The organism is Streptomyces sp. NPDC001709 (assembly GCF_053596375.1).
In genome coordinates this window covers 188302-212948 of the sequence record NZ_JBSFGB010000014.1, presented here as the reverse complement: position 1 = coordinate 212948, position 24647 = coordinate 188302, and the positions used below count along the sequence as shown (strand labels likewise).

The following is a 24647-nucleotide window of genomic DNA, read 5'->3' as shown; positions in this document are numbered from 1 at the left end:
TCCTTCAGCCGTCGTCACTGTACGACCCCTTCCGTGTCCCGGGCCACCAGTGCCCGATAGCCCGGTTCCGCCGCCAGCAGCCGCCGGTGCGGGCCGCTCGCCGCGACCTTCCCGTCGACCAGGAACACGACCGTGTCCGCGCGGTCCAGCACCAGCGGCGAGGTCGACGTCACCACCGTCGTACGGCCCTCCCGTGCCTCGCGCAGCCGCCGCGCGACCGTCGCCTCCGTGTGCGCGTCCAGTGCCGAGGTCGGCTCCACCGCGAGCAGCACCTCCGGGTCGGCGAGCAACGCCCGGGCCAGACGGACCCGTTGCCGCTGCCCGCCCGACAGGCTGCGGCCCTGCCCGGCCACCGCCGAGTCCAGTCCCTCCGGCAGCGCGCGTACGACATCCTCGGCGGCGGCCGCGTACACCGCCCGGCCCAGCTCCGCCTCCCCGGCCGGATGCCCGGCGGCCACGACCTCGCGCAGCGGCCCGGCGAACAGGTCGGCCTCGTTGTCGGCGACCAGGATCCGTCCGCGCACGTCCGCCAGCGGGACCGCGTCCAGGCGTACCCCGCCCCAGGTGGCGCCGGTCGGCCCGAAGCGGCCGAGCCGGTCGACCACGGCGGCGGCCTCGGCGGGCCGGGCGGCGGCCAGCGCGGTCAGCCGGCCCGGCACCACCCGCACTCCGGACGCCGGATCGTGCAGCTCGGCCGGTCCCTCGGGCGCGGGCAGCGTGCCCTCGTCCGGTTCCGGTTCCAGCCGCAGCAGCCGTACGACCCGGCGGGCGGCCACCACACCCCGGTTCAGGTCGTAGGTCATCTGCACCAGGAAGGCCACCGGCCCGATCAGCACCGCCACATAGCCGTACACCGACACCAACTCGCCGATGGTCAGGGACCCTTGGGCCGCGAGCCGGGCCGCGAGCCAGGTCACCACGGCCAGGAACAGCGTGGGCAGGCCGATGCCGAGCGCCTGCACCCAGCTGGCCACCGCGCCCAGCCGGTAGCCCTGCGCCCGCAGCCGCTGCGAGTCCTTCCGGAAGGCGTCCGCGAACAGACTCTTCCCGCCCAGCCCGTTGAGGACGCGCAACCCGCCCGCGAGATCGCCGATGCGCGCGGCGAGCACGCCCTGCCGTTCCCGGTACACGCTCTCCGCGCCCTGCAGCCGCAGCGTCAGCGGCCCGGTGACCAGCGCGATCACCGGCAGCCCGAGCAGTACGACGGCGGCCAGCGGCACCGAGACCCCCAGCAGCAGCCCGGCCACCAGCACGTAGACCACGGCCGAGCCGACGCCCGGACCGATCACGGTCATCGCCTGTGCGATGGTCTGCACGTCGCCGACCCCGATCGTCACCACCTCACCGGCCCCCGCCCGGCGCGGCAGCGCGGCCCCGAGCCGCACCACATGCCCCACGACCACCTTCACCGTGCGGAAGTTGGCGTCCATCCGCACCCGGGTCATCGTGCGGTGCCGCATGATGCTCAGCCAGGCGTTCACCGATCCGATCACGAACATCGCAACGGTCCAGCCGGCCAGCACGCCCAGCCGCCCCGGCACCAGGCCGTCGTCCACGGCCCGCGCCATCAGATACGGCTGTGCGGCCAGCAGCACCATCCACACACTGCCCAGCGCCGCCCCGGCCGCCGACCGGCCCGGCTGCCGCAGCACCAGCCACCACAGATAGTGCCAGCCCCCGCGCGTGTCAGGCCTGCCCGGATCCTCGTACGCGTCGATCATCCATCCCCCGATCGGCTCGGCGTCGCCCGAAAACCTCGACGGTATCCAGGGTGGGGGCGGCCGCTCCATCGAATAAGGGGCCCCGAAGGGGCCCCTTGTGGGGAGTGAAGGCTCAGCTCAGGCCGAGGCTGGACAGGGCGGTCGTCCAGTCGGTCATGATGGCGTCCTGGGCGTCGGAGAGGCTGACGTCACCGGCGCACACGGCCTTCTTCAGCTTGTTCTCGACGGTGTCCTTGTTCGAGGAGGTCTCGTCGCCGTAGTGCGGCTCGGGCCAGAGGTTCTCCTCGCTCCGCGGGGAGCCCCCGAGTTCGAGCGGGACGAAGTGGTCCTCCTCGTAGTCCGAGAGGCTGGTGTCGGAGTAGCCGTACTCGGCGATCTGCTTCTTCTTCAGCGCGGTGGTGTAGGAGCTGGGCGGCCGTACGGTCGCGGTCCAGCCGGAGACACAGATGGTCGAGTCGATGGTGTCCTGGGTGACGTCGGGGTTGAGGGCCCCGGGCGTGCAGGCCGGGTCGGGCAGGGGGAGGTAGCCCTGGCTGCAACTTGCGGCGTGGGCGGAGCCGGTGGTGACGGTGAGGCCCGCGGCGGCGAGGGCCAGCGTGGAGAGGGTGGTCACCAGGGGGCGCGGTATTCGGGACATGTGGGGGTCTCCCGGTGCGGTGCCCGGCAGAAGTTCCGGGCGGTCGTGAGCATGACAGCACCGGGATCATCTATGCGAGTAGACCCCTTTGCCCGAACAAGAGTTCCTTTGATTGAACGTTTATTCAAGCGAGAACAGTGCGCGGCGAGGCCTTGACGCGGCCTTGACGTTGGGCCCGGCAGAGCGGCCTGGGCGTGCGCCGACGTCGGCGTGATCGCCTGTCAACCACCCACCATAGCGCGCGTGAACGCCGGTTGAACTACGCCAGACTGTCCCGCCACGCCCGGTGCAGATCCGCGAACCGGCCCGTGCCGCCGATCAGTTCGTCCGGGCGGCCGTCCTCGACGATCCGGCCGCGCTCCATGACCAGGACCCGGTCCGCGATCTCCACGGTCGACAGCCGGTGCGCGATCACCACGGCCGTACGGCCCCGCAGCACCGTCGACATCGCGCGCTGCACGGCCCGCTCGCCCGGGATGTCCAGGGAACTGGTCGCCTCGTCGAGGATGAGTACGGCCGGGTCCGCGAGCAACGCGCGGGCGAACGCCACCAGTTGGCGCTGACCGGCCGAGATGCGCCCGCCGCGCTTGCGGACGTCGGTGTCGTAGCCGTCGGGCAGGGCGCTGATGAACTCGTGCGCGCCGATCGCCTTCGCCGCCTGCTCGATCTCGGCACGGGTGGCGTCGGGCCGCCCGATCGCGATGTTGTCCGCGACCGTGCCGGAGAACAGAAACGCCTCCTGGGTCACCATGACCACACCGCGCCGCAGTTCCGGCACCGACAGCTCGCGCAGGTCCACCCCGTCCAGCAGGACACGGCCGTCGGAGGGGTCGTAGAAGCGGGCGAGGAGCTTGGCGAGCGTGGACTTGCCCGCGCCCGTGGAGCCGACCACGGCGACCGTCTGCCCGGCCGGGAGGGCCAGATCGAAGCGGGGCAGCACCTCGCCGCCGGTGCGATAGCCGAACCGGACCCCGTCGAAGACGACCTCCCGGCCCGGGAAGTTACCCTTCGACGGCGGGAGTTCGCGCGGCTCCACCGGCTCCGGCACGGACGGGGTCTGCGCCAGCAGCCCGGCGATCTTCTCCAGGGAGGCGGCGGCCGACTGGTAGGAGTTCAGGAACATGCCCAGCCGGTCGATCGGGTCGTACAGCCGGCGCAGATACAGCACCGCCGCCGCCAGCACGCCCAGCTCCAGCGAGCCGGACGCCACCCGGTAGGCACCCCACAGCACGATCCCCGCCACGGCCGTGTTGGCCACCAGCCGGGAGCCGACCACATAGCGGGCCATCTCCAGCAGGGCGTCGCCGTTCGTGCGTGCGTGGCGCGCGTTCAGCACGGCGAACTCGGTGTCGTTCGCCGCCTCCCGGCGGAAGGCGCGCACCGGACGGATGCCGTTCATCGTCTCCACGAACTTCACGATCACCGCCGCGATCGCCGTGGACCGCACCCGGTACACCCGTGCCGCCCGCCGCTGGTAGAGCCGGACGAGCAGGTACAGCGGCACGAAGGAGGCCACCGCGACCGTGCCCAGGCCGAGGTCCAGCCACAGCAGCATCGCCGAGATGTAGACGAAGGACAGCACGACGGTCACCAGCTCCTGCAGGCCTTCGTCGAGCAGCTCGCGCAGCGACTCGACGTCCGTCGTGGAGCGGGAGATCAGCCTCCCCGAGGTGTAGCGCTCGTGGAAGTCGATGCTCAGCGCCTGTGCGTGCCGGAAGATCCGGCCGCGCAGGTCCAGCAGCACGTCCTGGCTGACCCGGGCGGAGGTCTCGATGAACGCGAACTGCAGCGCGCCGGAGAGCAGCGCGCACAGCAGATAACCGACGGCCACCGCGACCAGCGGACCGTACCGGTGGTCCCGGAACGCCGGTACGGCGTTGTCGATGGCGTACGCCACCAGCAGCGGTCCCATCTGCACCGCCGCCTGCTGGAGCAGCAGCAGGAGCGCGGTCACCAGGGCCCTGGTCCTCAGGGGCGCGAGCAGGGAGCGCAGCAGGGCGGCCGTGGCGCCGGGCGGGGCGGGCAGTACGTCCCGGTCGAAGACGTCGCCCGAGCCGGCGTCCTCGCCCGAAGCGCGGGAGCCGGGGAGCTCGTCGTCCTCGGCGGTGGGAGTGGCGGCGGTCGTGGTGGTCAACGGGAGTCCTCCGTGTCCCCGGGGTCCCCGGACATCAGATGCGCGTACTCGGCGTTGGTGCGCAGCAGTTCCTGGTGCGTGCCCACGGCGGCGATCCGGCCGCCCGAGAGCAGCGCGACCCGGTCGGCGAGCAGCACCGTGGAGGGGCGGTGGGCCACGATCAGTGCGGTGGTGTCGGCGAGGACCTGCCGCAGGGCGGCCTCGACCGCGGCCTCCGTGTGCACGTCCAGGGCGGACAGCGGGTCGTCCAGCACCAGGAACTCCGGTCCGCCGACCACGGCGCGGGCCAGCGCGAGGCGCTGCCGCTGGCCGCCGGAGAGGCTGAGGCCCTGCTCGCCCACGCGGGTGTCGGTGCCCTGGGGGAGGGCGTGCGCGAAGTCGGCCTGCGCGACGGCCAGCGCGCGGTCGAGGTCCGCCGGGCCGGCGTCGTCCGCCGCTCCCATGAGGACGTTCTCACCGACGCTCGCGGAGAAGAGGGTGGGTTCCTCGAAGGCGACGGCCACCTTGGCGCGCAGCTCGTCGCGGGGCATCTCGGCGATGTCGACGCCGTCGAGGGTGATGCGGCCCGAGGTGACCTCGTGCAGGCGCGGGACGAGGGCGGTGAGGGTCGTCTTACCGCTGCCGGTCGCTCCGACCAGGGCCACGGACTCGCCGGGGCGGATATGCAGGTCGATGTGGTGGAGGAGGGGCGGGGAGCCGGGGGGTGCGTCGGGGTAGCGGAATTGGACGTTCTCGAAACGAAGCCCCGACGCGGCTGCGGGCGGTCGCGCCGCTGCGGCGGCACCCCGCGAGCGCGGGCGAGCGTCCCCACCCCCGGCCCACGCATCCTCCGGGGCCTCGTCCATCACCTCGAAGTACCGCTCCGTCGCCGTAGCCGCCTCCTGGCTCATCGCCAGCATGAAGCCGATGGAGTCCACCGGCCACCGCAGAGCGAGTGCCGTACTCAGGAAGGCGACCAGCGTGCCGGCCGACAGGCCGCCGTCGGCCACGCGCACCGCGCCCAGCACCAGCGCCGCCCCGATGGCCAGCTCGGGCAGGGTCACGATGACACCCCAGATCGTCGCGAGCAGCCGTGCCTTGCGCAGCTCCGTGCCGCGCAGGGTGAGCGTCAGCTCGCGAAAGGCCCGCGCCTGGCTGCGGTGCCGGCCGAAGCCCTTGATGATGCGGATGCCGAGCACGCTCTCCTCGACCACCGTCGTCAGGTCACCGACCTGGTCCTGGGCGCGCCGCGCCACCTGCGCGTACCGCCGCTCGAAGACCGCGCACGTCCACATCACGGGGATCGCGGGACCGAGGATGACCAGCCCCAGCACCCAGTCCTGCAGCAGCATGATGACCACGCCGACCAGGATCGTGACCCCGTTGACCAGCAGGAACGTCAGCGGGAAGGCGAGGAACATGCGCAGCAGCATCAGATCGGTCGTGCCCCGCGAGAGCAACTGGCCCAAGGCCCAGCGGTCGTGGAAGGCGACGGGCAGCCGCTGCAGATGCCGGTACAGGGCCGCCCGCATCGCCGCCTCGACGTGCGACAGCGGACGGGCCACCAGCCAGCGCCGGATGCCGAACAGGACCGCCTCCGCGATCCCGAGGAGGAGCAGATACAGCGCGCCGAGCCAGACGCCCGCCGGGTCCCGGTCGGCGACCGGTCCGTCCACGATCCACTTCAGGACGAGCGGGATCACCAGTCCGGTACAGGAGGCGACGATCGCGACGAACGCGGCCGTGAACAGCCGCGCCCGCACGGGGCGGATGTACGGCCACAGCCGCAACAGGGTGCGAACGGCCGAACGGTCCTCGGTGGTTGCACGTGTCGTGGGCATCACCGCGAGCGTACGGATCGGGACTGACATCGCCCACCGAGTTTCGGCCGGACCCCGCTCGGCCGTCGGTCGCACGGGCCGGGAGTCGTAGCCCGGCATCAACCGATCGGACGATGCCGCATCGAGCGGGCCGGCCGATGTGCCGGGCCCCGCCCGGCCGGGATGCTCGAGGCATGCCATCCGTCATCGAAGTCACCGATCTGCGCAAGTCGTACGGCGGCCGGGCCGTCGTCGACGGCATTTCCTTCGCCGTCGAGGAGGGCGAGATCTTCGGGATCCTCGGCCCGAACGGCGCCGGCAAGACCACCACCGTGGAGTGCGTCGAGGGCCTGCGGGTCCCCGACGGCGGCCAGGTCCGGGTCGCCGGTCTCGACCCCGTCGCCGACCAGGAGAAGGTCGCGAAGGTCCTCGGCGCCCAGCTCCAGCAGAGCGAACTCCAGGCCAAGCTCACCGTGCGCGAGGCGCTTAAGCTGTACGCCGCCTTCTACCCGAGGCCCGCCGACTGGCGGCCCCTGGCCGAACGCCTCGGCCTCACGGCGAAGCTCGGCACCCGGTTCGGCAAGCTGTCCGGCGGGCAGCAGCAGCGCCTGTTCATCGCGCTGGCCCTGATCGGCAGCCCCCGCATCGTGGTGCTGGACGAGCTGACCACCGGACTCGACCCGCGCGCCCGCCGCGACACCTGGCAGCTCATCGAGGACGTCCGCGCCAGCGGGGTCACCGTGCTGCTCGTGACCCACTTCATGGAGGAGGCACAGCGGCTCTGCGACCGCATCGCGGTCATCGACAAGGGACGGGTCGCGGCGCTGGACACACCGGCCGGGCTGATCCGTCGCTCCGCGGGTGCGACCGTCATCAGCTTCACCCCGTCGGCTCCGCTGGACGAACGCGACCTCGCCGCTCTCCCGGCGCTCGCCTCGGTCGAGCACAAGGACGGGCGGATCACGCTCTCCGGCACCGACGAGACCGTCAACGCGGTCATCACCCTGCTCGCCCGCCACCGTGTCACCGCCCACCAACTCCGGGTCGTGGACGCCACCTTGGACGACGCGTTCCTGGACCTCACCACGGAGGCCGCGGCATGAACACCGCCGTACTGCGCACCGAGTTCCGCCTGTTCCGCCGCGAGCCGGCCGCCGTCTTCTGGATCTTCCTGTTCCCGACGCTGCTGCTGGCGATCCTCGGCTCGATCCCCTCGTTCCGGGAGACCGACGAGTCGATGCACGGGCTGCGGCCCATCGACGCCTATGTGCCCGTGGCCGTACTGATCGCCCTGATCATGTCCGGCGTGCAGTCGCTGCCGCAGGTCCTCACCGGCTACCGGGAGCGGGGCATCCTGCGCCGGATGTCCGTCACTCCCGTACGGCCCTCCGCCCTGCTGTCGGCGCAGATGGTGGTGCAGGGCGCGGTCGCCCTGTGCTCGGCGCTGCTCGCGATCGCGGTCGGCCGCGTCGCCTTCGACGTGGCCCTGCCCCAGCAGCCGGCCGGCTATCTGCTCGCCCTCGTGCTCGCCGCGGCGGCCGCCCTCGCCCTCGGCAGTGTCGTCTCGGCGCTGTCCCGGACCACGAAGATCGCGGGTGCGATCGGGTCGGCGGTGTTCTTCCCGATGATGTTCTGCGCGGGCGTCTGGCTGCCGGTCCAGTCCATGCCGCACACGCTGGCCCGGGTGGTCCAGCTGACCCCGTTCGGCGCGGCGGCCCGCGCCCTCGACGAGGCGGCCTGCGGACACTGGCCCGGCTGGGCGCACCTGGGTGTGCTCGCGCTGTGGACGGTGCTGCTGACGGCCGGTGCCGCGCGCTGGTTCCGCTGGGAGTGAGCGGGCCGTGCCGGACACTGGCGGCATGACGAACGCCGTGAGCGCGGAGCACAGGGTCTCCTTCGACTACTGGGGGCCCTACGCGCTGCTCGCCGTGGCCGTGGTGACGGCGGCCGGCTCGGCCCGCGTGGTCGGCATGACGGCGGACGAGATGTACGCCGCCGGAGCGCTGGTGGTCGTCGCCCTGGTACTGCAGCTGGCCTTCGGGCGGAGGGTCCGCGACCTTCCGGCGCCGAACCGGATGAGTGCCACCCTGTACTTCGTACGCTGGGCGATCGGGTTCGCGCTCGGCTGGCTGAACCCGTGGTTCGCCTTCTATGCCGTCACCGGCTACTACAGCGCCGGCCATCAGCTGCCCCGCCGGCTGGCTCGGTCCGGTCTCTTCCTGACGGCCATCACGATGGCCGGCTGCCAGATCGGCGGCATGCCACCGCGCGGCGTGGTCCTGTGGGTGGGTTTCGTCGTGGTGTTCTGCGCCAACCTCGGAATGGTCACCCTCTTCACCCGCTTCGCCGAGCAGGAACAGGCACGGGTCCGTACGCAGGCCGACACCATCGCCGAACTGGCCCGCACCAACACGGCGTTGCAGCAGGCCCTCGACGAGAACGCCGCACTGCACGCCCAGCTCCTCGTGCAGGCGCGGGAGGCGGGCGTCGCCGACGAGCGGCGCCGGCTCGCCGCCGAGATCCACGACACCATCGCCCAGGGCCTGACCGGGATCATCGCCCAGCTCCAGGTCGTGGCGAACGCCCCCGACCTGGGCACCGCCCGCACCCACCTGGAGCGCGCCTCCGCGCTGGCCCGGGCGAGCCTCGGCGAGGCCCGCCGCTCGGTGCACAACCTCGCCCCGGTCGCCCTCGCCACCGACGGGCTGCCCGAGGCGCTGAAGAAGACGGTCGCCGATTGGGGTGAACGCAACGGCGTACGCGCCGGGTTCACGGTCACCGGCACCGCCGAGCAGCTGCACGACGAGGTCTCGGCGACCCTCCTGCGTATCGCCCAGGAAGCCCTGTCCAACGCGGCCAGGCACGCCCGCCCGGCCCGCGTCGGCGTCACCCTGTCCTTCATGGGCGACGAGGTCACGCTGGACATCCGCGACGACGGCACCGGCTTCGACCCGGCCGCCGTACCGGAGCGCACCCGCGGTGGCGGCTTCGGCCTGGACGGCATGCGGGCCCGCGCCGAGCGCATCGCGGGCTCCCTCACGGTCGAGTCGGAGCCGGGACACGGCACGGCGGTGTCGGCTCGCGTACCGTTGGTGCGCGATGACCGCTGACACCCCCATCTCGCTGCTGATCGTCGACGACCACCCGGTCGTCCGCGACGGCCTGCGCGGCATGTTCGAGTCCGCGCCGGGCTTCCGGGTGCTCGGGGAGGCCGCGAACGGCGTCGAGGCGGTCGACCGGGCCGCCGCCCTGGACCCGGACGTGATCCTCATGGACCTGCGGATGCCCGGCGGCTCCGGCGTGGACGCCATCCGCGAGCTGACCCGGCGCGGCGCCCGCGCGAAGGTCCTGGTCCTCACCACGTACGACACCGATTCCGACACCCTGCCCGCGATCGAGGCGGGCGCGACCGGCTACCTCCTCAAGGACGCCCCGCGCGACGAGCTGTTCACCGCCGTCCGGGCCGCCGCCGAGGGCCGTACGGTCCTCTCCCCGGCCGTCGCCTCCCGCCTGGTCCACGCGGTCCGCACGCCCCGCACCTCGGCCGGCGAACCTCTCTCGGCCCGTGAACGCGAGGTCCTCGCCCTGGTCGCGAAGGGCACCCCGAACCGCGAGATCGCCCGCGAACTCTTCATCAGCGAGGCCACGGTGAAGACCCACCTCACCCACCTCTACGCCAAGCTGGGCGTCAACGACCGCGCGGCGGCGGTGGCGGTGGGGTACGACCGGGGCATCCTGGGCTGAGCCCGCTACCCGGGTTGGGCCTCGCACAGGATCAGAGCACGCGCAGCAGCAGCACCGCCCGCTCCGGCACCGTGATCTCCGTACCCGCCGGGTGGACCGTGCCCGGCGGCTCCGCCTGCTCCTCCCGCGAGGTGTCCACCACCACCTCGTACCGCTCCGCCCACGGCGACCCCGGCAGCACGAACCCGGTCGGACGCTCGCCCGCGTGCAGCACCGCGAGGAAGCTGTCGTCCGTGACCGGCGCGCCCCGCTCGTCGCGGCCCGGGATGTCCCGGCCGGAGAGGTACATGCCGAGCGTGGCGGCCGGGGCGTACCAGTCGCCCTCGGTCATCTCCGCGCCCCGCGCGGTGAACCAGGCCAGGTCGCGCAGCCCGTCCGCCGAGTGGGCGCGGCCGGAGAAGAAGGCGCGGCGGCGCAGCACCGGGTGCCGGTGACGCAGGGCGATCAGCCGGGAGGTCAGGTCGAACAGCGGCCGCCAGGCCGGGTCGTCCAGCAGGGACCAGTCCAGCCAGCTGATCTCGTTGTCCTGGCAGTAGGCGTTGTTGTTGCCGCGCTGGGTGCGCCCGAGTTCGTCGCCGGCCACCAGCATGGGCACACCGGTGGACAGCAGCAGGGTCGTCAGGAGGTTGCGCAGCTGACGGCGGCGCAGGGCCCGTATCCGCTCGTCGTCCGTCTCGCCCTCCGCCCCGCAGTTCCAGGAGCGGTTGTCGTCGCTGCCGTCGCGGTTGTGCTCGCCGTTGGCCTCGTTGTGCTTGCGCTCGTACGACACCAGGTCGCGCAGGGTGAAACCGTCGTGCGCGGTGACGAAGTTGACCGAGGCGTACGGGCGCCGGCCGCCCCAGGCGTACAGGTCGCTGGAGCCGGACAGGCGGTAGCCCATCTCGCGGACGTCCGGCAGGGCGTGCCGCCAGAAGTCGCGGACGGCGCCCCGGTAGCGGTCGTTCCACTCGGTCCACAGGGGCGGGAACGCGCCGACCTGGTAGCCGCCGGAGCCGATGTCCCAGGGCTCGGCGATGAGCTTCACCCGGCGCAGCACCGGGTCCTGGGCGATGACCGCCAGGAACGGGGACAGCATGTCGACGTCGTGCATCGAGCGGGCCAGCGCCGCCGCGAGGTCGAAGCGGAAGCCGTCCACGCCCATCTCCGTCACCCAGTAGCGCAGCGAGTCGGTGATCAGGCGCAGCACCTGGGGCTGGACGACATGCAGGGTGTTGCCGCAGCCGGTGTAGTCGGCGTACCCGCGGGCGTCGTCCTGGAGGCGGTAGTAGCCGCGGTTGTCTATGCCCTTCAAGGACAGGGTCGGGCCCAACTCGCCCGCCTCCGCCGTGTGGTTGTAGACCACGTCGAGGATGACCTCGATGCCCGCCGCGTGCAGCGCGCGCACCATCCGCTTGAACTCGCCGACCTGCTGTCCCGTCGTACCGGAGGCCGCGTAGGCGGCGTGCGGGGCGAAGTAGCCGATGGAGTTGTAGCCCCAGTAGTTCTTCAGGCCCCGGCGCAGCAGGTGGTCCTCGTGCGCGAACTGGTGGACGGGGAGCAGTTCGACGGCCGTGACGCCCAGCTTCACCAGGTGCTCGATCGCCGCCGGGTGCGCCAGGCCGGCGTAGGTGCCGCGCAGTTCCCCGGGAATCCGGGGGTGCAGCTTGGTGAAGCCGCGCACGTGCAGCTCGTAGATGACGGAGTCGGCCCACGGGGTCTTCGGCCGGCGGTCGTCCTCCCAGTCGTCGTCATCGTCGACGACGACGCCCTTCGGCACGTACGGCGCCGAGTCCCGGTCGTCGCGCACGGTGTCGGCGACGTACTGCTCGGGCCAGTCCCGGACGTGCCCGTACACCTCGGGCGGCAGCCGGAACTCCCCGTCCACCGCCCGCGCGTACGGGTCCAGCAGCAGCTTGGCCGGGTTCCACCGGGCGCCGGTCCACGGGTCCCAGCGGCCGTCCACCCGGTAGCCGTAGCGCTGACCGGGCATCACGCCGGGGACGAAGCCGTGCCAGATCTCGTGCGTCAGTTCGGTCAGCGGCACCTGGGTCTCCCGGCCCCGCTCGTCGAACAGGCACACCCGGACCGCCTCCGCCCCGCCCGCCCACAGCGCGAAGTTGGTACCCGCGACCCCGTCCGGGCCCACCCGGAACCGGGCCCCCAGCGGTGTCGGGGCGCCCGGCCACACCACCGGGGCCGGCACGGCGGCGCGCCGCGCGCCGTTCACCACGGCAGGCTGCTGCCCGGTCCCGGCGGCCGGCTCCCCGGCCGGTGCCCGCTGCTCGGCTGCGCTCGTCACCTGTCGGCCCCTCTTTCAGCCCGGGGGCGGCACAGTCCGCCGAGCCGGGTGGCCGAGCGTGCCGCAAGGCACCCTCGGCCACCCGCCACGGCTGCGCCCCGACGGTAGGGGGCGCCTCCTGGCCCATGTCGGCGTGACCGTCCCGTTGCGTCCCTTTCAGCCGACCTGGTCCAGAAGGCGCCCCCTGCGTGGGCGCGGCGGCTCCCCAGCGTGTCGTCCTTCCCTCTCTTCTGCCCAGTGCGTGCCTCGCACTCACGTTTCCCCGGAGCGGGCCCGGTCGTTGAGCCCCGCGTGAGGCACGTACAAGGGCGCGCGCGGCGCACGGGGGCCGCGCTGGCCGCCGTACTGGCAGGGACGGCACTGCTCGCAGGGTGCTCGTCCGGGGACTCCGGCCCGTTCGGGCTGGGCGGAGCGTTCGGGCTGGGCCAGGCGCTCGGCAAACCCCCGGCGCCCGAGGACGTCATCCACGTCACCCCCGACGACGACAGCCGGGCCGTCCGCCCCGACCAGCGGCTTCGCGTGCGGGTGCCCGACGGCCGCCTGGAGAAGGTGACCGTCGTCAAGTCGCAGGACGCCCAGGACTCCCCGGTGCCCGGGCACATCAGCGCGGACGGCGCGACCTGGCGGCCGGACCAGGACCGGCTGGCGCTCGCCGCCAGGTACACCGTCGACGCGGTGGCGCTGGACGCCGACGGCCGCCGCTCGGCCCGGCACACCACCTTCACCACGCTCGTCCCCGAGGAGCGGTTCATCGGCTACGTCACCCCCGAGAACCGCGCCGTCGTCGGCACCGGCATGATCGTCTCCCTCTCCTTCAGCCGGGAGATCGCCGACCGCGCCGCCGTCGAACGCGCCGTCCGGGTCAGCGCGCAGCCGCCCGTCGAGATCCGCCCGCACTGGTTCGGCAGCAGCCGCCTCGACTTCCGCCCCGAGCAGTACTGGAAACCCGGCACCGAGGTCACCGTCGACCTGAACCTGCGGGACGTCCAAGGGGCGCCCGGGGTCTACGGGCTGCAGGACAAGACCTTCGCCTTCACCGTCGGCCGCAGCCAGGTCTCGCTGGTGGACGCGGCCACCCACACCATGCAGGTACGCCGGGACGGCCGGCTGCTCGCCACCGTGCCGATCACCGCGGGCGCCCCGCAGAACCCCACGTACAACGGCAAGATGGTGGTGATGGACATGCTGGACGTCACCCGCATGAACAGCCACACGGTCGGCTTCGGCGGCGAGTACGACATCCCCGACGTCCCGCACGCCATGAAACTCACCGACTCCGGGACCTTCCTGCACGGCAACTACTGGTCACCGAACGCCCCCGGACGCGTCAACGTCAGCCACGGCTGCGTGGGCCTCAGGGACGTCAAGGGCGGCAGTTCGGCCACTCCGGCGGGCTGGTTCTTCGACCGCAGTCTCATCGGTGACGTCATCGAAGTCGTGGGCAGCACGGAGAAGACCGTCGCCCCCGACAACGGCCTCGGCGGCTGGAACATGACCTGGCAGGAGTGGAAAGCGGGCAGTGCGGTGAAGTAACCAGGTGAGGGGACCGGGTCCGGGCGGCGGTGCGCGGCGGAAGTTGCGACGGAACGGTGACATTTGCCTGACACCCCGCTCAAAACCTGGCGGTTAATATGCGCGCACCAGTGTGGTGGGGAGCGGGCCTGACCAGGCCCGGCGAGGGGAGAACGACTTGAACATACGGCCTATACCGGGGGCGTCGGCGGCAGGGCGGCGAGGCCGTAAGGGGCTGGCACTGATAGCCGGGGCCCTGGTGCTCTCCCTCTCGGCGTGCGGCGGGGGCGGCGGCAAGGACTCGGGCGGCAAGGACTCCAGCACCCAGCAGGGCAAGCAGCAGTCCGCCGCCGCCGTCACCATCGCGCCGAAGTCCGGTGCCACCGGCGTCGACACCAGCGGCGCGCTGAAGGTGAACGTCGCCAAGGGCAAGCTGACCGAGGTCACCGTCAAGGACGGCAAGGGCCGGGCGGTCGCCGGCACCATCACCGGCGGTGGCGCGTCCTGGACGCCGTCGACCCATCTGGCCGCTTCCACCAAGTACACGGTGCACGCGGTCGCCAAGGACTCCGAGGGCCGCGAGGCGGCCGAGGACTCCACGTTCACCACCCTGACCCCGAAGAACACCTTCCTCGGCTACTTCACCCCCGAGGACGGCTCCACCGTCGGCGTGGGAATGCCGTTCTCCGTCAACTTCGACCGGGGCATCACCGACCCGAAGGCCGTCGAGAAGGCCATCAGGATCAGGACCGAGCCGGCCGTCGACGTCGAGGGCCACTGGTTCGGCAACGACCGCCTGGACTTCCGCCCCGAGAAGTACTGGAAGGAAGGCACCAAGGTCACCGTCGACCTCGACCTCGACGGCGTCGAGGGCCGCGACGGCGTCTACGGCAAGCAGCACAAGACCATCAAGTTCACCATCGGCCGCAACCAGGTCTCCGTCGTGGACGCCAAGAAGCACACGATGAAGGTCACCCAGGACGGCAAGGTCATCAAGACCATCCCGGTCACCACCGGCAAGCCGGGCTACGACACCTGGAACGGCCAGATGGTCATCAGCGAGAAGCTCACGGTCACCCGCATGAACGGCGAGACCGTCGGCTACGGCGGCGAGTACGACATCAAGGACGTCCCGCACGCCATGCGCCTGACCACCTCGGGCACCTTCCTGCACGGCAACTACTGGGGCGGCGACGCCTTCGGCAACTACAACGCCAGCCACGGCTGCGTCGGCCTGAGCGACGTGCGCGGCGGCTACGACGGCTCGACGCCGGCGGCCTGGATGTTCAGCCACTCGATCATCGGCGACGTGGTGGTCGTCAAGAACTCCCACGACCACACGGTGGCACCGGACAACGGGTTCAACGGCTGGAACATGTCGTGGGCGGACTGGACGAAGTGAGCCACGTCTGACATACGGGCCCGGTGCTGTGAGGTACGGCACCGGGCCCGTTGCCGTTAGTCCCCGTTAACCTGCCTCCATGACCGTGAATCTCGAAGTCGCCGAAGGCGTCGGAACCCTGCGCCTCGACCGTCCGCCGATGAACGCGCTGGACGTCGCCACCCAGGACCGGCTGAAGGAGCTCGCCGAGGAGGCCACGCGCCGCGACGACGTGCGCGCCGTGGTGATCTACGGCGGCGAGCGGGTGTTCGCGGCGGGCGCGGACATCAAGGAGATGCAGAACATGGACCACACCGCGATGGTCCTGCGCGCCCGCGCCCTGCAGGACTCCTTCACGGCCGTGGCCCGCATCCCCAAGCCCGTCGTCGCCGCCATCACCGGCTACGCCCTCGGGGGCGGCTGCGAACTGGCCCTGTGCGCCGACTACCGCATCGCCGCCGACAACGCCAAGCTCGGCCAGCCCGAGATCCTGCTCGGCCTGATCCCGGGCGCCGGCGGTACCCAGCGGCTGTCCCGGCTGATCGGCCCCTCCAAGGCCAAGGACCTCATCTTCACGGGCCGTCAGGTCAAGGCCGACGAGGCCCTCGCGCTCGGCCTGGTGGACCGCATCGTCCCGGCCGCCGAGGTCTACGAGCAGGCGCACGCCTGGGCCGCGAAGCTCGCCCAGGGCCCGGCGATCGCCCTGCGCGCGGCGAAGGAGTCGGTCGACACCGGCCTGGAGACCGACATCGACACCGGGCTCGCCGTCGAACGGAACTGGTTCGCGGGCCTGTTCGCCACCGAGGACCGCGAGATCGGCATGCGCAGCTTCGTGGAGGAGGGTCCGGGCAAGGCCAAGTTCCGCTGACCGTCAGCGGAGTGAACCTTCCCGTAACTCCCGCGGGTCGCTTGCGATGGACGCGTCGTCCCCTCCGGGTCCCTCGATGGGGCGGTTTATGGGAGCCTTAAGGCAGCCTTAAGCCCGCGCTGTCGAGGGAGTCTGACGATTGCCCGGAAGCGAGTCGTCATCGCAGGTCAACCGGGCGCTACTGGCCGGTGACATGCCGTCGGCATATGCCGGTCGCCAAGTGGAGAGCGGGGGCGTGCGGGGGGCGCATTCCGTCGGAACGGCCCCCAAGACGGCTCCGGACGGCCATCATGGGGGCATGGCGGGGCTGGAGGGCATCGAACAGCCGCGGGGACACAGCCGTGCGGCCGCGGCGCGCTGGTCGCCCGGGGCCGAGGACGAACAGGCGCTCAAGGCGCTCGAACTGTACGGCAACCCGGCAGAGGTGGAGGTGCCGCTGCCGTCCCGCCCGGAATCCGCGGCCGCGGCCCGCCGGCTCGCCCAGGTCGTCGTCCTGCGTACCTGGCGGCTGACCCCCAAGCTGACCGAGGACGCCGTCTTACTCGTGTCGGAACTCGTCGGCAACGCCGTACGGCACACCGGCGCCCGGGTCTTCGGCCTCCGGATGCGCCGCCGCCCCGGCTGGATCCGGGTGGAGGTCCGCGACCCCTCGCGCGGCCTGCCGTGTCTGATGCCGGTCCAGGAGCTGGACGTCAGCGGCCGTGGGCTGTTCCTCGTGGACAAGCTCTCCGACAGATGGGGAGTGGACCTGCTGCCGCGGGGGAAGACGACCTGGTTCGAGATGCGGGTGGCCGACAGGTAGCGAGGGCACGGCACCGTCCTTACGGCGACCCGAAATCATCCCCCTTTCGGGCCAATCGGAGGTTTTCTTACCTAACGCCCCTTAAATGGTGCAGGTGACCACGACCAACCGACGCGGGGTGCTGCGCGCTGGCGCCGGGCTCGTCGCCGGCGGTGCGCTCGCCTCCGGTTGCGGCGCGGGCCAGGACGCCCCGCCCAGTACCCCGGACTCCAAGTCCCCATCCGTGTCCCCGTCCGGCTCCGGCGCCCCCGGCCACCCCACGGCCGCCGGCCGGCCCACCCCCGCCCCGCGCGCCTACCCCGGGCAGCCCGCCCAGATCACGCACGGCCCGCGCACCCGCCCCCAGGTCGCCCTCACCTTCCACGGCCAGGGCGACCCCGGCATCGCCCACTCCCTGCTCAGCACGGCCGAGCGGCACGGCGCCCGGCTCACCGTGCTCGCCGTCGGCACCTGGCTGGACGAACACCCCGACATCGCCCGCCGGATCCTCGACGGCGGCCACGACCTCGGGAACCACACCCAACGGCACATCTCCGTCAACGCCCTGGCCGAGCCGGACGCCCGCAAGGAGATCACCGACTGCGCGGACCGGCTGAAGAAGCTCACCGGCTCCATCGGCACCTGGTTCCGCCCGTCCCGCTCGCCGACCGCCTCCCCGCTGGTCGCCCGGCTCGCCCGCACCGCCGGCTATCCGCATGTGCTGTCGTACGACGTCGACTCGCTCGACTACACCCGTCCTGGCGCCGCGGCCGTCACCCGCAAGGTCCTCGCCGAAGCGCGCGGCGGATCGGTGGTGAGCCTGCATTTCGGGTACCCGGACACGGTCGCCGCCCTGCCCGACCTCCTCCACGAACTCGACCGCCGCGGACTGCGCGCGGTCACCACCACGGAGCTGCTGAGCTGATGCCAACCACGAAAGCCGCCCGGCTGCTGGCCGCCGGTGCCGCCCTCACCGCCCTGACGCTGCTGTCCGCGTGCTCCGGCTCCCAGCACCACGAGAACGAGGCCCTCGGCAGCAAGGCGCCGGTGCGGCCGAAGGTGCGGCAGCAGGTGAACGTGCTCCCCGGGATGCCGCCGGTGGAGGACCCGAAGGACCTCTACTCCGCCGACCGCCCGAACCAACTCTCCCCGGTGGTCCGGGACTTCCCGTCCCGGGTGTACGTCCCCAACACCAACTCCAACACCGTCACCGTCATCGACCCCAGGACCTACAAGGTCATCAAGACGATCCCGGTCGGCCACCAGCCCCAGCACGTCGTGCCGTCCTGGGACCTGAAGACCCTCTGGGTCAACAACGACCTCGGCAACAGCCTCACCCCGATCGACCCGAAGACCGGCAAGGCGGGCAAGCCGGTCGCCGTGCACGACCCGTACAACCTGTACTTCACGCCCGACGGCAAGTACGCCGTCGTCATGGCCTCCATGGACCGCGCACTCGTCTTCCGCGACGCGCACACCATGAAGGTCGTGAAGTCCGTGCCCGTCAGCTGCTACGGCGTCAACCACGCCGACTTCTCTCCGGACGGCCGCTACTTCATCGTCTCCTGCGAGTTCAGCGGAGAGATCCTCAAGGTCGACACCGCGCGGATGAAGGTCCTGCGCCACTCGACGCTGCCGTTTCGCGGCGCGATGCCGCAGGACGTCAAGATCTCCCCGGACGGCAAGCTGTTCTACATCGCCGACATGGTGGCCAACGGCCTGTGGATCCTCGACGGCGACAAGTTCACCCGGCCCCGCTTCCTCTACACCGGCAAGGGCGCCCACGGCCTCTACATCAGCCGTGACTCCCGCGAGATGTACATCTCCAACCGGGGCGAGGGCTCCGTCTCCGTCTTCGACTTCACCCGGAACCGGCTGACCAAGAAGTGGCACCTGCCCGACGGCGGCAGCCCCGACATGGGCGGCGTCTCCGCCGACGGCAAGGTCCTGTGGCTGTCCGGCCGCTACAACTCCGAGGTGTACGCCATCGACACCACCACCGGCAAGGAACTGGCCCGCATCAGGGTCGGCAGCGGCCCGCACGGCCTCGCGGTCTACCCGCAGCCGGGCCGCTACTCGCTCGGGCACACCGGCATCTTCCGCTGAACGTCGACCTCGACGCCCTGGCGCTGACGGCCGAGGGGCCTTGAGTCTCCACCCGCTGGAAGGCCCAGACTCGCGGACATGACCGAAGACGGCACCGGACTCCTCACCATCGGCGCGCTGGCCCGGGCCACCGGACTGACCGTGCGCACCATCCGCTACTGGTCCGACGAGGGCGTCCTCACCCCGGTGACCCGCTCGACCGGCGGCTACCGGCTCTACGACAGCGCCGCCGTGGCCCGCCTGGAGCTGATCCGCACCCTGCGCGAGCTGGGGCTCGGCCTGGACGACGTACGGAAGGTGCTGGCCGGGGAGCGGACGGTCGCCGAGGTCGCGGCCACCCATGTCGCGGCCCTGGACGCGCAGATCCGGTCGCTGAGGGTGACCCGTGCGGTGCTGTCGACGGTGGCGAGGCGGGGTTCCACAGCGGAGGAGATGACATTGATGAACAAACTGGCGCGGCTGTCGGCCGCCGAGCGGCAGCGGATCGTGGACGACTTCGTGGAGGAGATCTTCCACGGGCTGGACACGGCCGACCCCTGGGTCCGTGAGCGGACCCGCGGTATCGGTGTGCAGTTGCCGGATGATCCGACGCCGGAGCAGGTCGACGCCTGGGTGGAGCTGGCGGAACTGCTGCAGAACCCGGACTTCCGGGCCACGATGCGCAAGATGATCGAGTTCAACGCCGCCGACCGCACCCCGCAGACTCCGGCCGGCTCCTCGGCGAGGTTCTTCAAGCGGCTGGTCGAGCTGGTGGGGACGGCGCGGGAACGCGGCGTGACGCCGCGGTCCCCCGAGGCGGATGCCGTCCTGTCCGAACTGTTCGGCGCGGACACCGACCGCGCGGCCGTGCTCCGCCGCATCGACCTCGGCAACGAGGTCATCCGCTACCGGGAGTTGGCGGCCGTGATCAAGGGCGAGTCGGAGCCGCCGAGGCACCAGGAGGAGTTCGGCTGGGTGGTCGCGGCACTGAAGGCCTGGCCGGGCCGTTAATCTGACCAGCGTCAGTACGCCAGCACGGCATGAGAAACACGACCAAAAGGGGCGGATCGGTGGCGGACATCGAGGAAGCACGCAAGCAGTTCCAGCGGATCGACGCGGACGGTGACGGATTCATCACCGCCGCCGAGTTCAAGTCCGCCCTGGCCCAGGAGGGTGACTGGAACGTCACCGAGACGGTGGCGGAGGCCATCATCAAGCAGCGGGACCTCAACGGCGACAAGGTCCTGTCGTTCGACGAGTTCTGGGCCTACCTGAACAAGTGACGTGCGAAAAGGGGGGCCCTCCACCGGCGAGGGCCCCCCTTTGTCATGCCCGCCGGATCCGCACACTCCACCGGCCCTCGCGCCGCTCCAGCGCCAGCGGCAGGTCGAAGCACTTGCCGACCTGGTCACCGGTGAGGACCTCCTCGGCCCGCCCCAGCGCGATCACCCGGCCGTCCCGCAGCAGCACGGCGTGGGTGGTGCCGACCGGCAGCTCCTCCAGGTGATGGGTGACGGTCACGGTCGCCAGCTGCGGATGCGCGCCCCGCAGCTCCTCCAGCGCCTCGATCAGCTGCTCCCGGCCGGGAAGATCCAGACCGGTCGCGGGCTCGTCCAGGAGCAGCAACCGGGGCTCGGGCATCAGGGCCCGCGCGATCAGCGTGCGACCGCGTTGCCCTTGTGAGAGCGTCGGCCAGCGGGCGTCCCGCAGCGTGGCGAGCCCGAGCGTCCCGATCAGCGCCTCGGCCCGCTCCTCCTGCTCCGGCGTCGGCCGCCACCTCGGCACCGGCTCGACCGAGTTCGTGACCCCGGTGAGCACCACCTCCCGTACGGTGAGCGGCGAGGTCAGCGGATGGCGCGGGTCGATGTGTCCGACGTGCGCCCGCAGCTCCCGCAGATCGACCCGGCCGAGCCGCCTCCCCAGCACCTCCACCGTGCCCCGCGTCGGATGCACCACCGCCCCGAGCAGCCCGAGCAGTGTGGACTTGCCCGCGCCATTGGCGCCGAGCAGCGCCCAGTGCTCGCCGGCCCGGACCGTCAGGGACACCTGCTGGAGGATGGGCCGGCCGTCCCGGACGAGATCGACGGCCTCGGCGCGCAACACCTCGTTCACCGGGCCACCGCCCGGTTCACCGCGCAGAGCACGGCCTGCACGGCGGCCGACGGACCGGTTCCCGCGCCCCAGGCCGTGACGCCGTCGACCCGGCACTCGGCGAAGGCCGCCGTCCCGTCCTCCGAGAAGTCCAGGACGTCCACCGTGAAACCGGCGCCGGCCAGCGCGTCGACGAACGCGGTCAGCTGCCCTGCGCCCGTCCCCTCGTAGTCGCCGACGCGGTCGCCGGCCTCCAGCGCGCAGACGACGCGGTGCACGCCGGGGGCCTCCTCATGCGTGGACCAGGAGTGCAGCCGTACGGCACCCTCCGTCAGGTACGTCGCCCGGAACAGCTCGTACAGCTCCTTCGGGGTCGCCTCCCGCCCACTCTCGTCCGTCGCGGCCTGGACGACCCGGGAGAAGTCGGGCCGCATGCGCGGCGGCAGGTCGATGCCGTGGTGCGCGCGCAGCAGGTACGCCACCCCGCCCTTGCCCGACTGGGAGTTGACGCGGATGACCGCCTCGTACGAGCGCCCCACGTCGGCCGGGTCGATCGGCAGATACGGCACCGCCCACGGCGCCTGCCGCTCCGGCACCCCCGACTCGGCCGCCCGCCGGGCGCGGTGGGCGAGCCCCTTGCTGATCGCGTCCTGGTGCGTGCCGGAGAAGGCCGTGTGCACCAGGTCGCCGGCGTACGGATGGCGCGGGTGCACGGGCAGCCGGTTGCAGTGCTCGACCGTCTCCCGTACGGCGTCGAGGTCGCGGAAGTCGACCATCGGATCGACCCCTTGGGCGAAGAGGTTCAGGGCGAGGGTCACCAGGTCGACGTTGCCGGTGCGCTCGCCGTTGCCGAACAGACAGCCCTCCACCCGCTGCGCACCGGCCAGCACGGCGAGTTCGGCGCAGGCGACGCCCGTACCGCGGTCGTTGTGCGGGTGGACGGAGAGGATCACCGACTCGCGGCGGGCCAGGTGGCGGTGCACGTACTCGATCTGGTCGGCGTAGACGTTCGGCGTGGCGATCTCCACGGTCGCCGGGAGATTGTGCGTGACCGGCCGGTCCGGGCTCGCGTCCCACAACTCGGTGAGCCGGTCACACAGGTCGAGGACGAAGTCGGGCTCGGTCAGGTTGAAGGTCTCCGGCGAGAACTGGAACCGGACGCCGGGCGCGTCCCCGGCCCGCCGGGCCATGCGCTCCGCCGCCTCCCGCACGGTCCGCCACACCTCGGCCCGGCTCCGCCCGAGCACCACCTCCCGCCACACCGGCGAGGTCGCGATGTACAGATGGACGACGGCCCGGGGCATCCCCTCGATCGCCTCGAAGGTCCGGTCGATCAGGTCGGCGCGGGCGGGCGTGAAGACGACCGGCGTGACGTCGTCCGGTACGGCGCCGGTGTCCGCCAGATGCCGGACGAAGTCGAAGTCCGTACGGCTCGCGGACGGGTAGCCGACCTCGATCTCCTTGAAGCCCACGCGCACCAGCAGGTCGAAGAGGCGGCGCTTGCGCGGGGTGTCCATCGGCTCGGCCAGCGCCTGGTTGCCGTCGCGCAGGTCGACGGGGACCCAGAGGGGAGCGCGCTCGATCCGGGCGGAGGGCCAACTCCGGTCGACGACAGGGACGTTCACCCGGTCCTGGTAGGGGCGGTAGCGGTGGTACGGCATGGGGCTGGGGCGCTGGGGGTTCCACAGGGCCTTCATCGGCGGTCACTGCCTTCGGCTCGGTCGGACGACGACCGGCAGCACGGAGCCCCGCGGCGGGGCGCCGGTCGCGTCAAACCCCGCCGCGGCAGCCGAGGAGAAGGAGACCGCGGAGCGTCATGCCGGGTACGCTAGCGAGACCTCAGCTCCTCAGACAAGTGAGAATGCTCAAGAACGCCGTGACTCCTCGGACAAGTTGGTGAACCCCATGCCGCTCGGCCCCCTACGCCCCAGCCCCCTGGTCGAGCAGGCCACGGACCGGCTGCGGGACCGTATCGCCGCCGGTCACTGGCCGGTCGGCGGCAAGCTGCCCGGCGAGACCACCCTCGCCAAGGAACTCGGCGTCGGCCGCTCCACGGTCCGCGAGGCGCTGCGCGCACTCGCCGGCGCCGGGCTGGTACGGCCCCGGCACGGCGCCGGCGTCTTCGTCATCGCCACCGAGCCCGTCGAGGACTGGCCCACCCGGCTGGGCCGGGCCGCGGTCACGGACGTCTACGAGGTCCGCATGGGCGTCGAGGTGCAGGCCGCACGCCTCGCCGCGCAGCGCCGTACCCCCGACGACGTCGCCGCGCTGCGGGCCGCACTGGAGGGCCGCCGGGCGGCGGCCGCCGCGGACGACGCCGGTTTCGTGGACGCCGACATCGCCCTGCACACGGCCGTGGTCGCCGCCGCCCACAACCCGGTCCTCGCCGACCTGTTCACCGAGTTCACGCCCGTCCTGCGGGAGGGCCTGGTGACCCTGCTGGACCTCACCCGCCTGCGCGAGCAGAACCCCGACACCGGCGACGACACCCACGCCGCCCTCGTCCAGGCCATCGCGGACGGGGACGCTCAGCAGGCGGCGGCGGTGCTGCTGGGGGAGCTGGAGGAGACGCTGGAATTGCTGCGGGGGAGGAGCTGACCCACGGGACAGCACGCCGCAGCCCTACGACGCGGCCCTTCGATACTGGCCCGGCGCCACCCCGTACTCCCGCTTGAAAGCCTTGGCGAAGGCGAACTCCGAGGTGTAGCCGGTGCGGTCGGCGATCTGGCGCAGGGAGAGGTCGTCGTGGCGCAGCAGCCGGCCCGCCGTCGTCATCCGCCACCACGTCAGGTACGTCAGCGGCGGCTCACCCACCAGCGCGGTGAACCGGCGTGCGAAGGCCGCGCGGGACAGCCCGCCGGCGGCGCCGAGTTCCGCCACCGTCCAGGCGCGCGCCGGATCGCCGTGGATCGCGCGCAGCGCCGCCGCGACCGCCGGATCGGCCAGCGCCGCCGCCCAGCCCCGCGCCCGCCCCGCCGCGTGCTCGCTCTCCCACCAGGCCCGCAGGATGTACAGCAGCAATGTGTCCAGCAGCGAGGTGACGATCGCGTCGGTGCCCGGCCGCTGCTCCTCCAGCTCCATCCCGAGCAGCTCCACCGCGGCCCGCAGCGAGCGATGGCTGCCGACCTGGGCGGGCAGGTGCACCACCTCCGGCAGCTCGGCCAGCAGCCGGTGCGCCCGGTCCGGGTCCAGCCGGTAGGTCCCGCACAGCGTGACGGTGTCCGGGCAGCCCTCCCGCGGCTCCTCCGGCGGCCCCCCGCTCCAGGTGCCGTCGGGCAGCAGCCGCAGCTCGTGCGTGGGCACGCCCGGCGCGCTCACCAGGGAGTGCCCGAGCCCGCGCGCGAGGAAGACCACGTCACCCGGCGCCAGCGCCACCGGCTCCCCGTCCTGCGGGATCAGCCAGGCCGAGCCGCGCAGCACCACATGGAACCGGGCCTCGCCCGCGGTGGCGAACCTCAGCCCCCAGGGAGCGTACTTGTACCGGCGCGAGGAGTCCGGACGGCCGACGCGCATGGCCGCGACGACATCGCTGAGCACGTCCATGTCCCCACCCTAGCCGCGCAGTTCCCGAGGGAGAGACGATCGGGCATGAAACCGAGACAGGAGGACATGGAGC

Annotated in this window: 21 protein-coding genes; 13 read left to right on the top strand and 8 right to left on the bottom strand. The window is 72.1% G+C overall.

All coding sequences use genetic code 11. The features are described from left to right. Nucleotides 1-14 precede the first annotated feature (14 nt). From ACWC0C_RS22085 to ACWC0C_RS22070, 4 genes are all read right to left on the bottom strand, one after another. The gene (locus tag ACWC0C_RS22085) at nt 15-1721 is read right to left on the bottom strand and encodes an ABC transporter ATP-binding protein (protein ID WP_450865323.1); all 1707 of its coding nucleotides are present in this window, start codon (nt 1719-1721) and stop codon (nt 15-17) included. 112 nt (nt 1722-1833) lie between these two features. Next, nucleotides 1834-2358, bottom strand: a complete 525-nt coding sequence (locus ACWC0C_RS22080) for a hypothetical protein (RefSeq protein ID WP_449199215.1) — start codon at nt 2356-2358, stop codon at nt 1834-1836. A gap of 259 nt (nt 2359-2617) precedes the next feature. Further along, nucleotides 2618-4492, bottom strand: a complete 1875-nt coding sequence (locus tag ACWC0C_RS22075; protein ID WP_450865322.1) for an ABC transporter ATP-binding protein — start codon at nt 4490-4492, stop codon at nt 2618-2620. Further along, nucleotides 4489-6312: an ABC transporter ATP-binding protein gene (locus ACWC0C_RS22070; RefSeq protein WP_450865321.1), complete on the bottom strand. Its 1824-nt coding sequence runs from the start codon at nt 6310-6312 to the stop codon at nt 4489-4491. The genes ACWC0C_RS22075 and ACWC0C_RS22070 overlap by 4 nt, the downstream gene beginning before the upstream one ends. Nucleotides 6313-6485: 173 nt before the next feature. Here ACWC0C_RS22070 and ACWC0C_RS22065 point away from each other — a divergent pair, with 173 nt between their 5' ends. From ACWC0C_RS22065 to ACWC0C_RS22050, 4 genes are read left to right on the top strand one after another with little or no spacing between them, the layout of a single operon-like run. Beyond that, nucleotides 6486-7394 (top strand): ATP-binding cassette domain-containing protein, encoded by a 909-nt coding sequence (locus tag ACWC0C_RS22065; RefSeq protein WP_450865320.1) that lies wholly within the window; start codon nt 6486-6488, stop codon nt 7392-7394. Further along, complete coding sequence (locus tag ACWC0C_RS22060; protein WP_450865319.1) at nt 7391-8125, top strand: ABC transporter permease; 735 nt, start codon at nt 7391-7393, stop codon at nt 8123-8125. The genes ACWC0C_RS22065 and ACWC0C_RS22060 overlap by 4 nt, the downstream gene beginning before the upstream one ends. Before the next feature lie 25 nt (nt 8126-8150). Further along, entirely contained in the window at nt 8151-9401 is a 1251-nt protein-coding gene (locus tag ACWC0C_RS22055) for a sensor histidine kinase (RefSeq protein WP_450865318.1), read from the top strand. Further along, nucleotides 9391-10035, top strand: coding sequence for a response regulator (locus ACWC0C_RS22050; protein WP_450865317.1), 645 nt, complete (start codon nt 9391-9393; stop codon nt 10033-10035). The genes ACWC0C_RS22055 and ACWC0C_RS22050 overlap by 11 nt, the downstream gene beginning before the upstream one ends. Nucleotides 10036-10066: 31 nt before the next feature. Here ACWC0C_RS22050 and glgX read toward each other — a convergent pair whose 3' ends face one another. Continuing rightward, entirely contained in the window at nt 10067-12313 is a 2247-nt protein-coding gene (gene glgX / locus ACWC0C_RS22045) for a glycogen debranching protein GlgX (RefSeq protein ID WP_450865316.1), read from the bottom strand. Between the two features lie 291 nt (nt 12314-12604). Here glgX and ACWC0C_RS22040 point away from each other — a divergent pair, with 291 nt between their 5' ends. The 8 genes from ACWC0C_RS22040 (at nt 12605) to ACWC0C_RS22005 (ending at nt 20223) form a co-directional block, all read left to right on the top strand. Continuing rightward, a complete protein-coding gene (locus ACWC0C_RS22040; RefSeq protein ID WP_450865315.1) occupies nt 12605-13846 on the top strand; it encodes a L,D-transpeptidase in 1242 nt (413 codons plus the stop codon). Between the two features lie 157 nt (nt 13847-14003). Next, nucleotides 14004-15227 carry a L,D-transpeptidase gene (locus ACWC0C_RS22035; RefSeq protein WP_450865314.1) on the top strand — a complete coding sequence of 408 codons (1224 nt, stop codon included), beginning with the start codon at nt 14004-14006 and terminating at the stop codon, nt 15225-15227. Between the two features lie 79 nt (nt 15228-15306). Beyond that, on the top strand, nt 15307-16074 hold the full coding sequence (locus ACWC0C_RS22030; RefSeq protein ID WP_449199225.1) for an enoyl-CoA hydratase/isomerase family protein: 768 nt from the start codon (nt 15307-15309) through the stop codon (nt 16072-16074). 298 nt (nt 16075-16372) lie between these two features. Continuing rightward, nucleotides 16373-16876 (top strand): ATP-binding protein, encoded by a 504-nt coding sequence (locus tag ACWC0C_RS22025; protein ID WP_449199226.1) that lies wholly within the window; start codon nt 16373-16375, stop codon nt 16874-16876. 85 nt (nt 16877-16961) lie between these two features. Next, nucleotides 16962-17780 carry a polysaccharide deacetylase family protein gene (locus ACWC0C_RS22020; RefSeq protein WP_450865313.1) on the top strand — a complete coding sequence of 273 codons (819 nt, stop codon included), beginning with the start codon at nt 16962-16964 and terminating at the stop codon, nt 17778-17780. Then, nucleotides 17780-18961 carry a YVTN family beta-propeller repeat protein gene (locus tag ACWC0C_RS22015; protein ID WP_450865312.1) on the top strand — a complete coding sequence of 394 codons (1182 nt, stop codon included), beginning with the start codon at nt 17780-17782 and terminating at the stop codon, nt 18959-18961. Before ACWC0C_RS22020 ends, ACWC0C_RS22015 begins: the two co-directional genes overlap by 1 nt. 78 nt (nt 18962-19039) lie before the next feature. Next, nucleotides 19040-19951, top strand: a complete 912-nt coding sequence (locus ACWC0C_RS22010; protein WP_450865311.1) for a helix-turn-helix domain-containing protein — start codon at nt 19040-19042, stop codon at nt 19949-19951. A gap of 59 nt (nt 19952-20010) precedes the next feature. Further along, nucleotides 20011-20223: an EF-hand domain-containing protein gene (locus tag ACWC0C_RS22005; protein ID WP_388628471.1), complete on the top strand. Its 213-nt coding sequence runs from the start codon at nt 20011-20013 to the stop codon at nt 20221-20223. Between the two features lie 43 nt (nt 20224-20266). On the opposite strand, the gene ACWC0C_RS22000 is transcribed toward ACWC0C_RS22005, so the two are convergent. Both ACWC0C_RS22000 and ACWC0C_RS21995 read right to left on the bottom strand, forming a co-directional pair. Beyond that, nucleotides 20267-21052: an ABC transporter ATP-binding protein gene (locus tag ACWC0C_RS22000; protein WP_449199230.1), complete on the bottom strand. Its 786-nt coding sequence runs from the start codon at nt 21050-21052 to the stop codon at nt 20267-20269. Continuing rightward, on the bottom strand, nt 21049-22728 hold the full coding sequence (locus ACWC0C_RS21995) for a 2-isopropylmalate synthase (protein ID WP_450865310.1): 1680 nt from the start codon (nt 22726-22728) through the stop codon (nt 21049-21051). Before ACWC0C_RS21995 ends, ACWC0C_RS22000 begins: the two co-directional genes overlap by 4 nt. A 208-nt stretch (nt 22729-22936) precedes the next feature. Here ACWC0C_RS21995 and ACWC0C_RS21990 point away from each other — a divergent pair, with 208 nt between their 5' ends. After that, on the top strand, nt 22937-23629 hold the full coding sequence (locus ACWC0C_RS21990; RefSeq protein WP_450865309.1) for a FadR/GntR family transcriptional regulator: 693 nt from the start codon (nt 22937-22939) through the stop codon (nt 23627-23629). A gap of 24 nt (nt 23630-23653) precedes the next feature. Here ACWC0C_RS21990 and ACWC0C_RS21985 read toward each other — a convergent pair whose 3' ends face one another. Continuing rightward, a complete protein-coding gene (locus ACWC0C_RS21985) occupies nt 23654-24574 on the bottom strand; it encodes an AraC family transcriptional regulator (RefSeq protein ID WP_449199233.1) in 921 nt (306 codons plus the stop codon). Between the last annotated feature and the right edge of the window lie 73 nt (nt 24575-24647).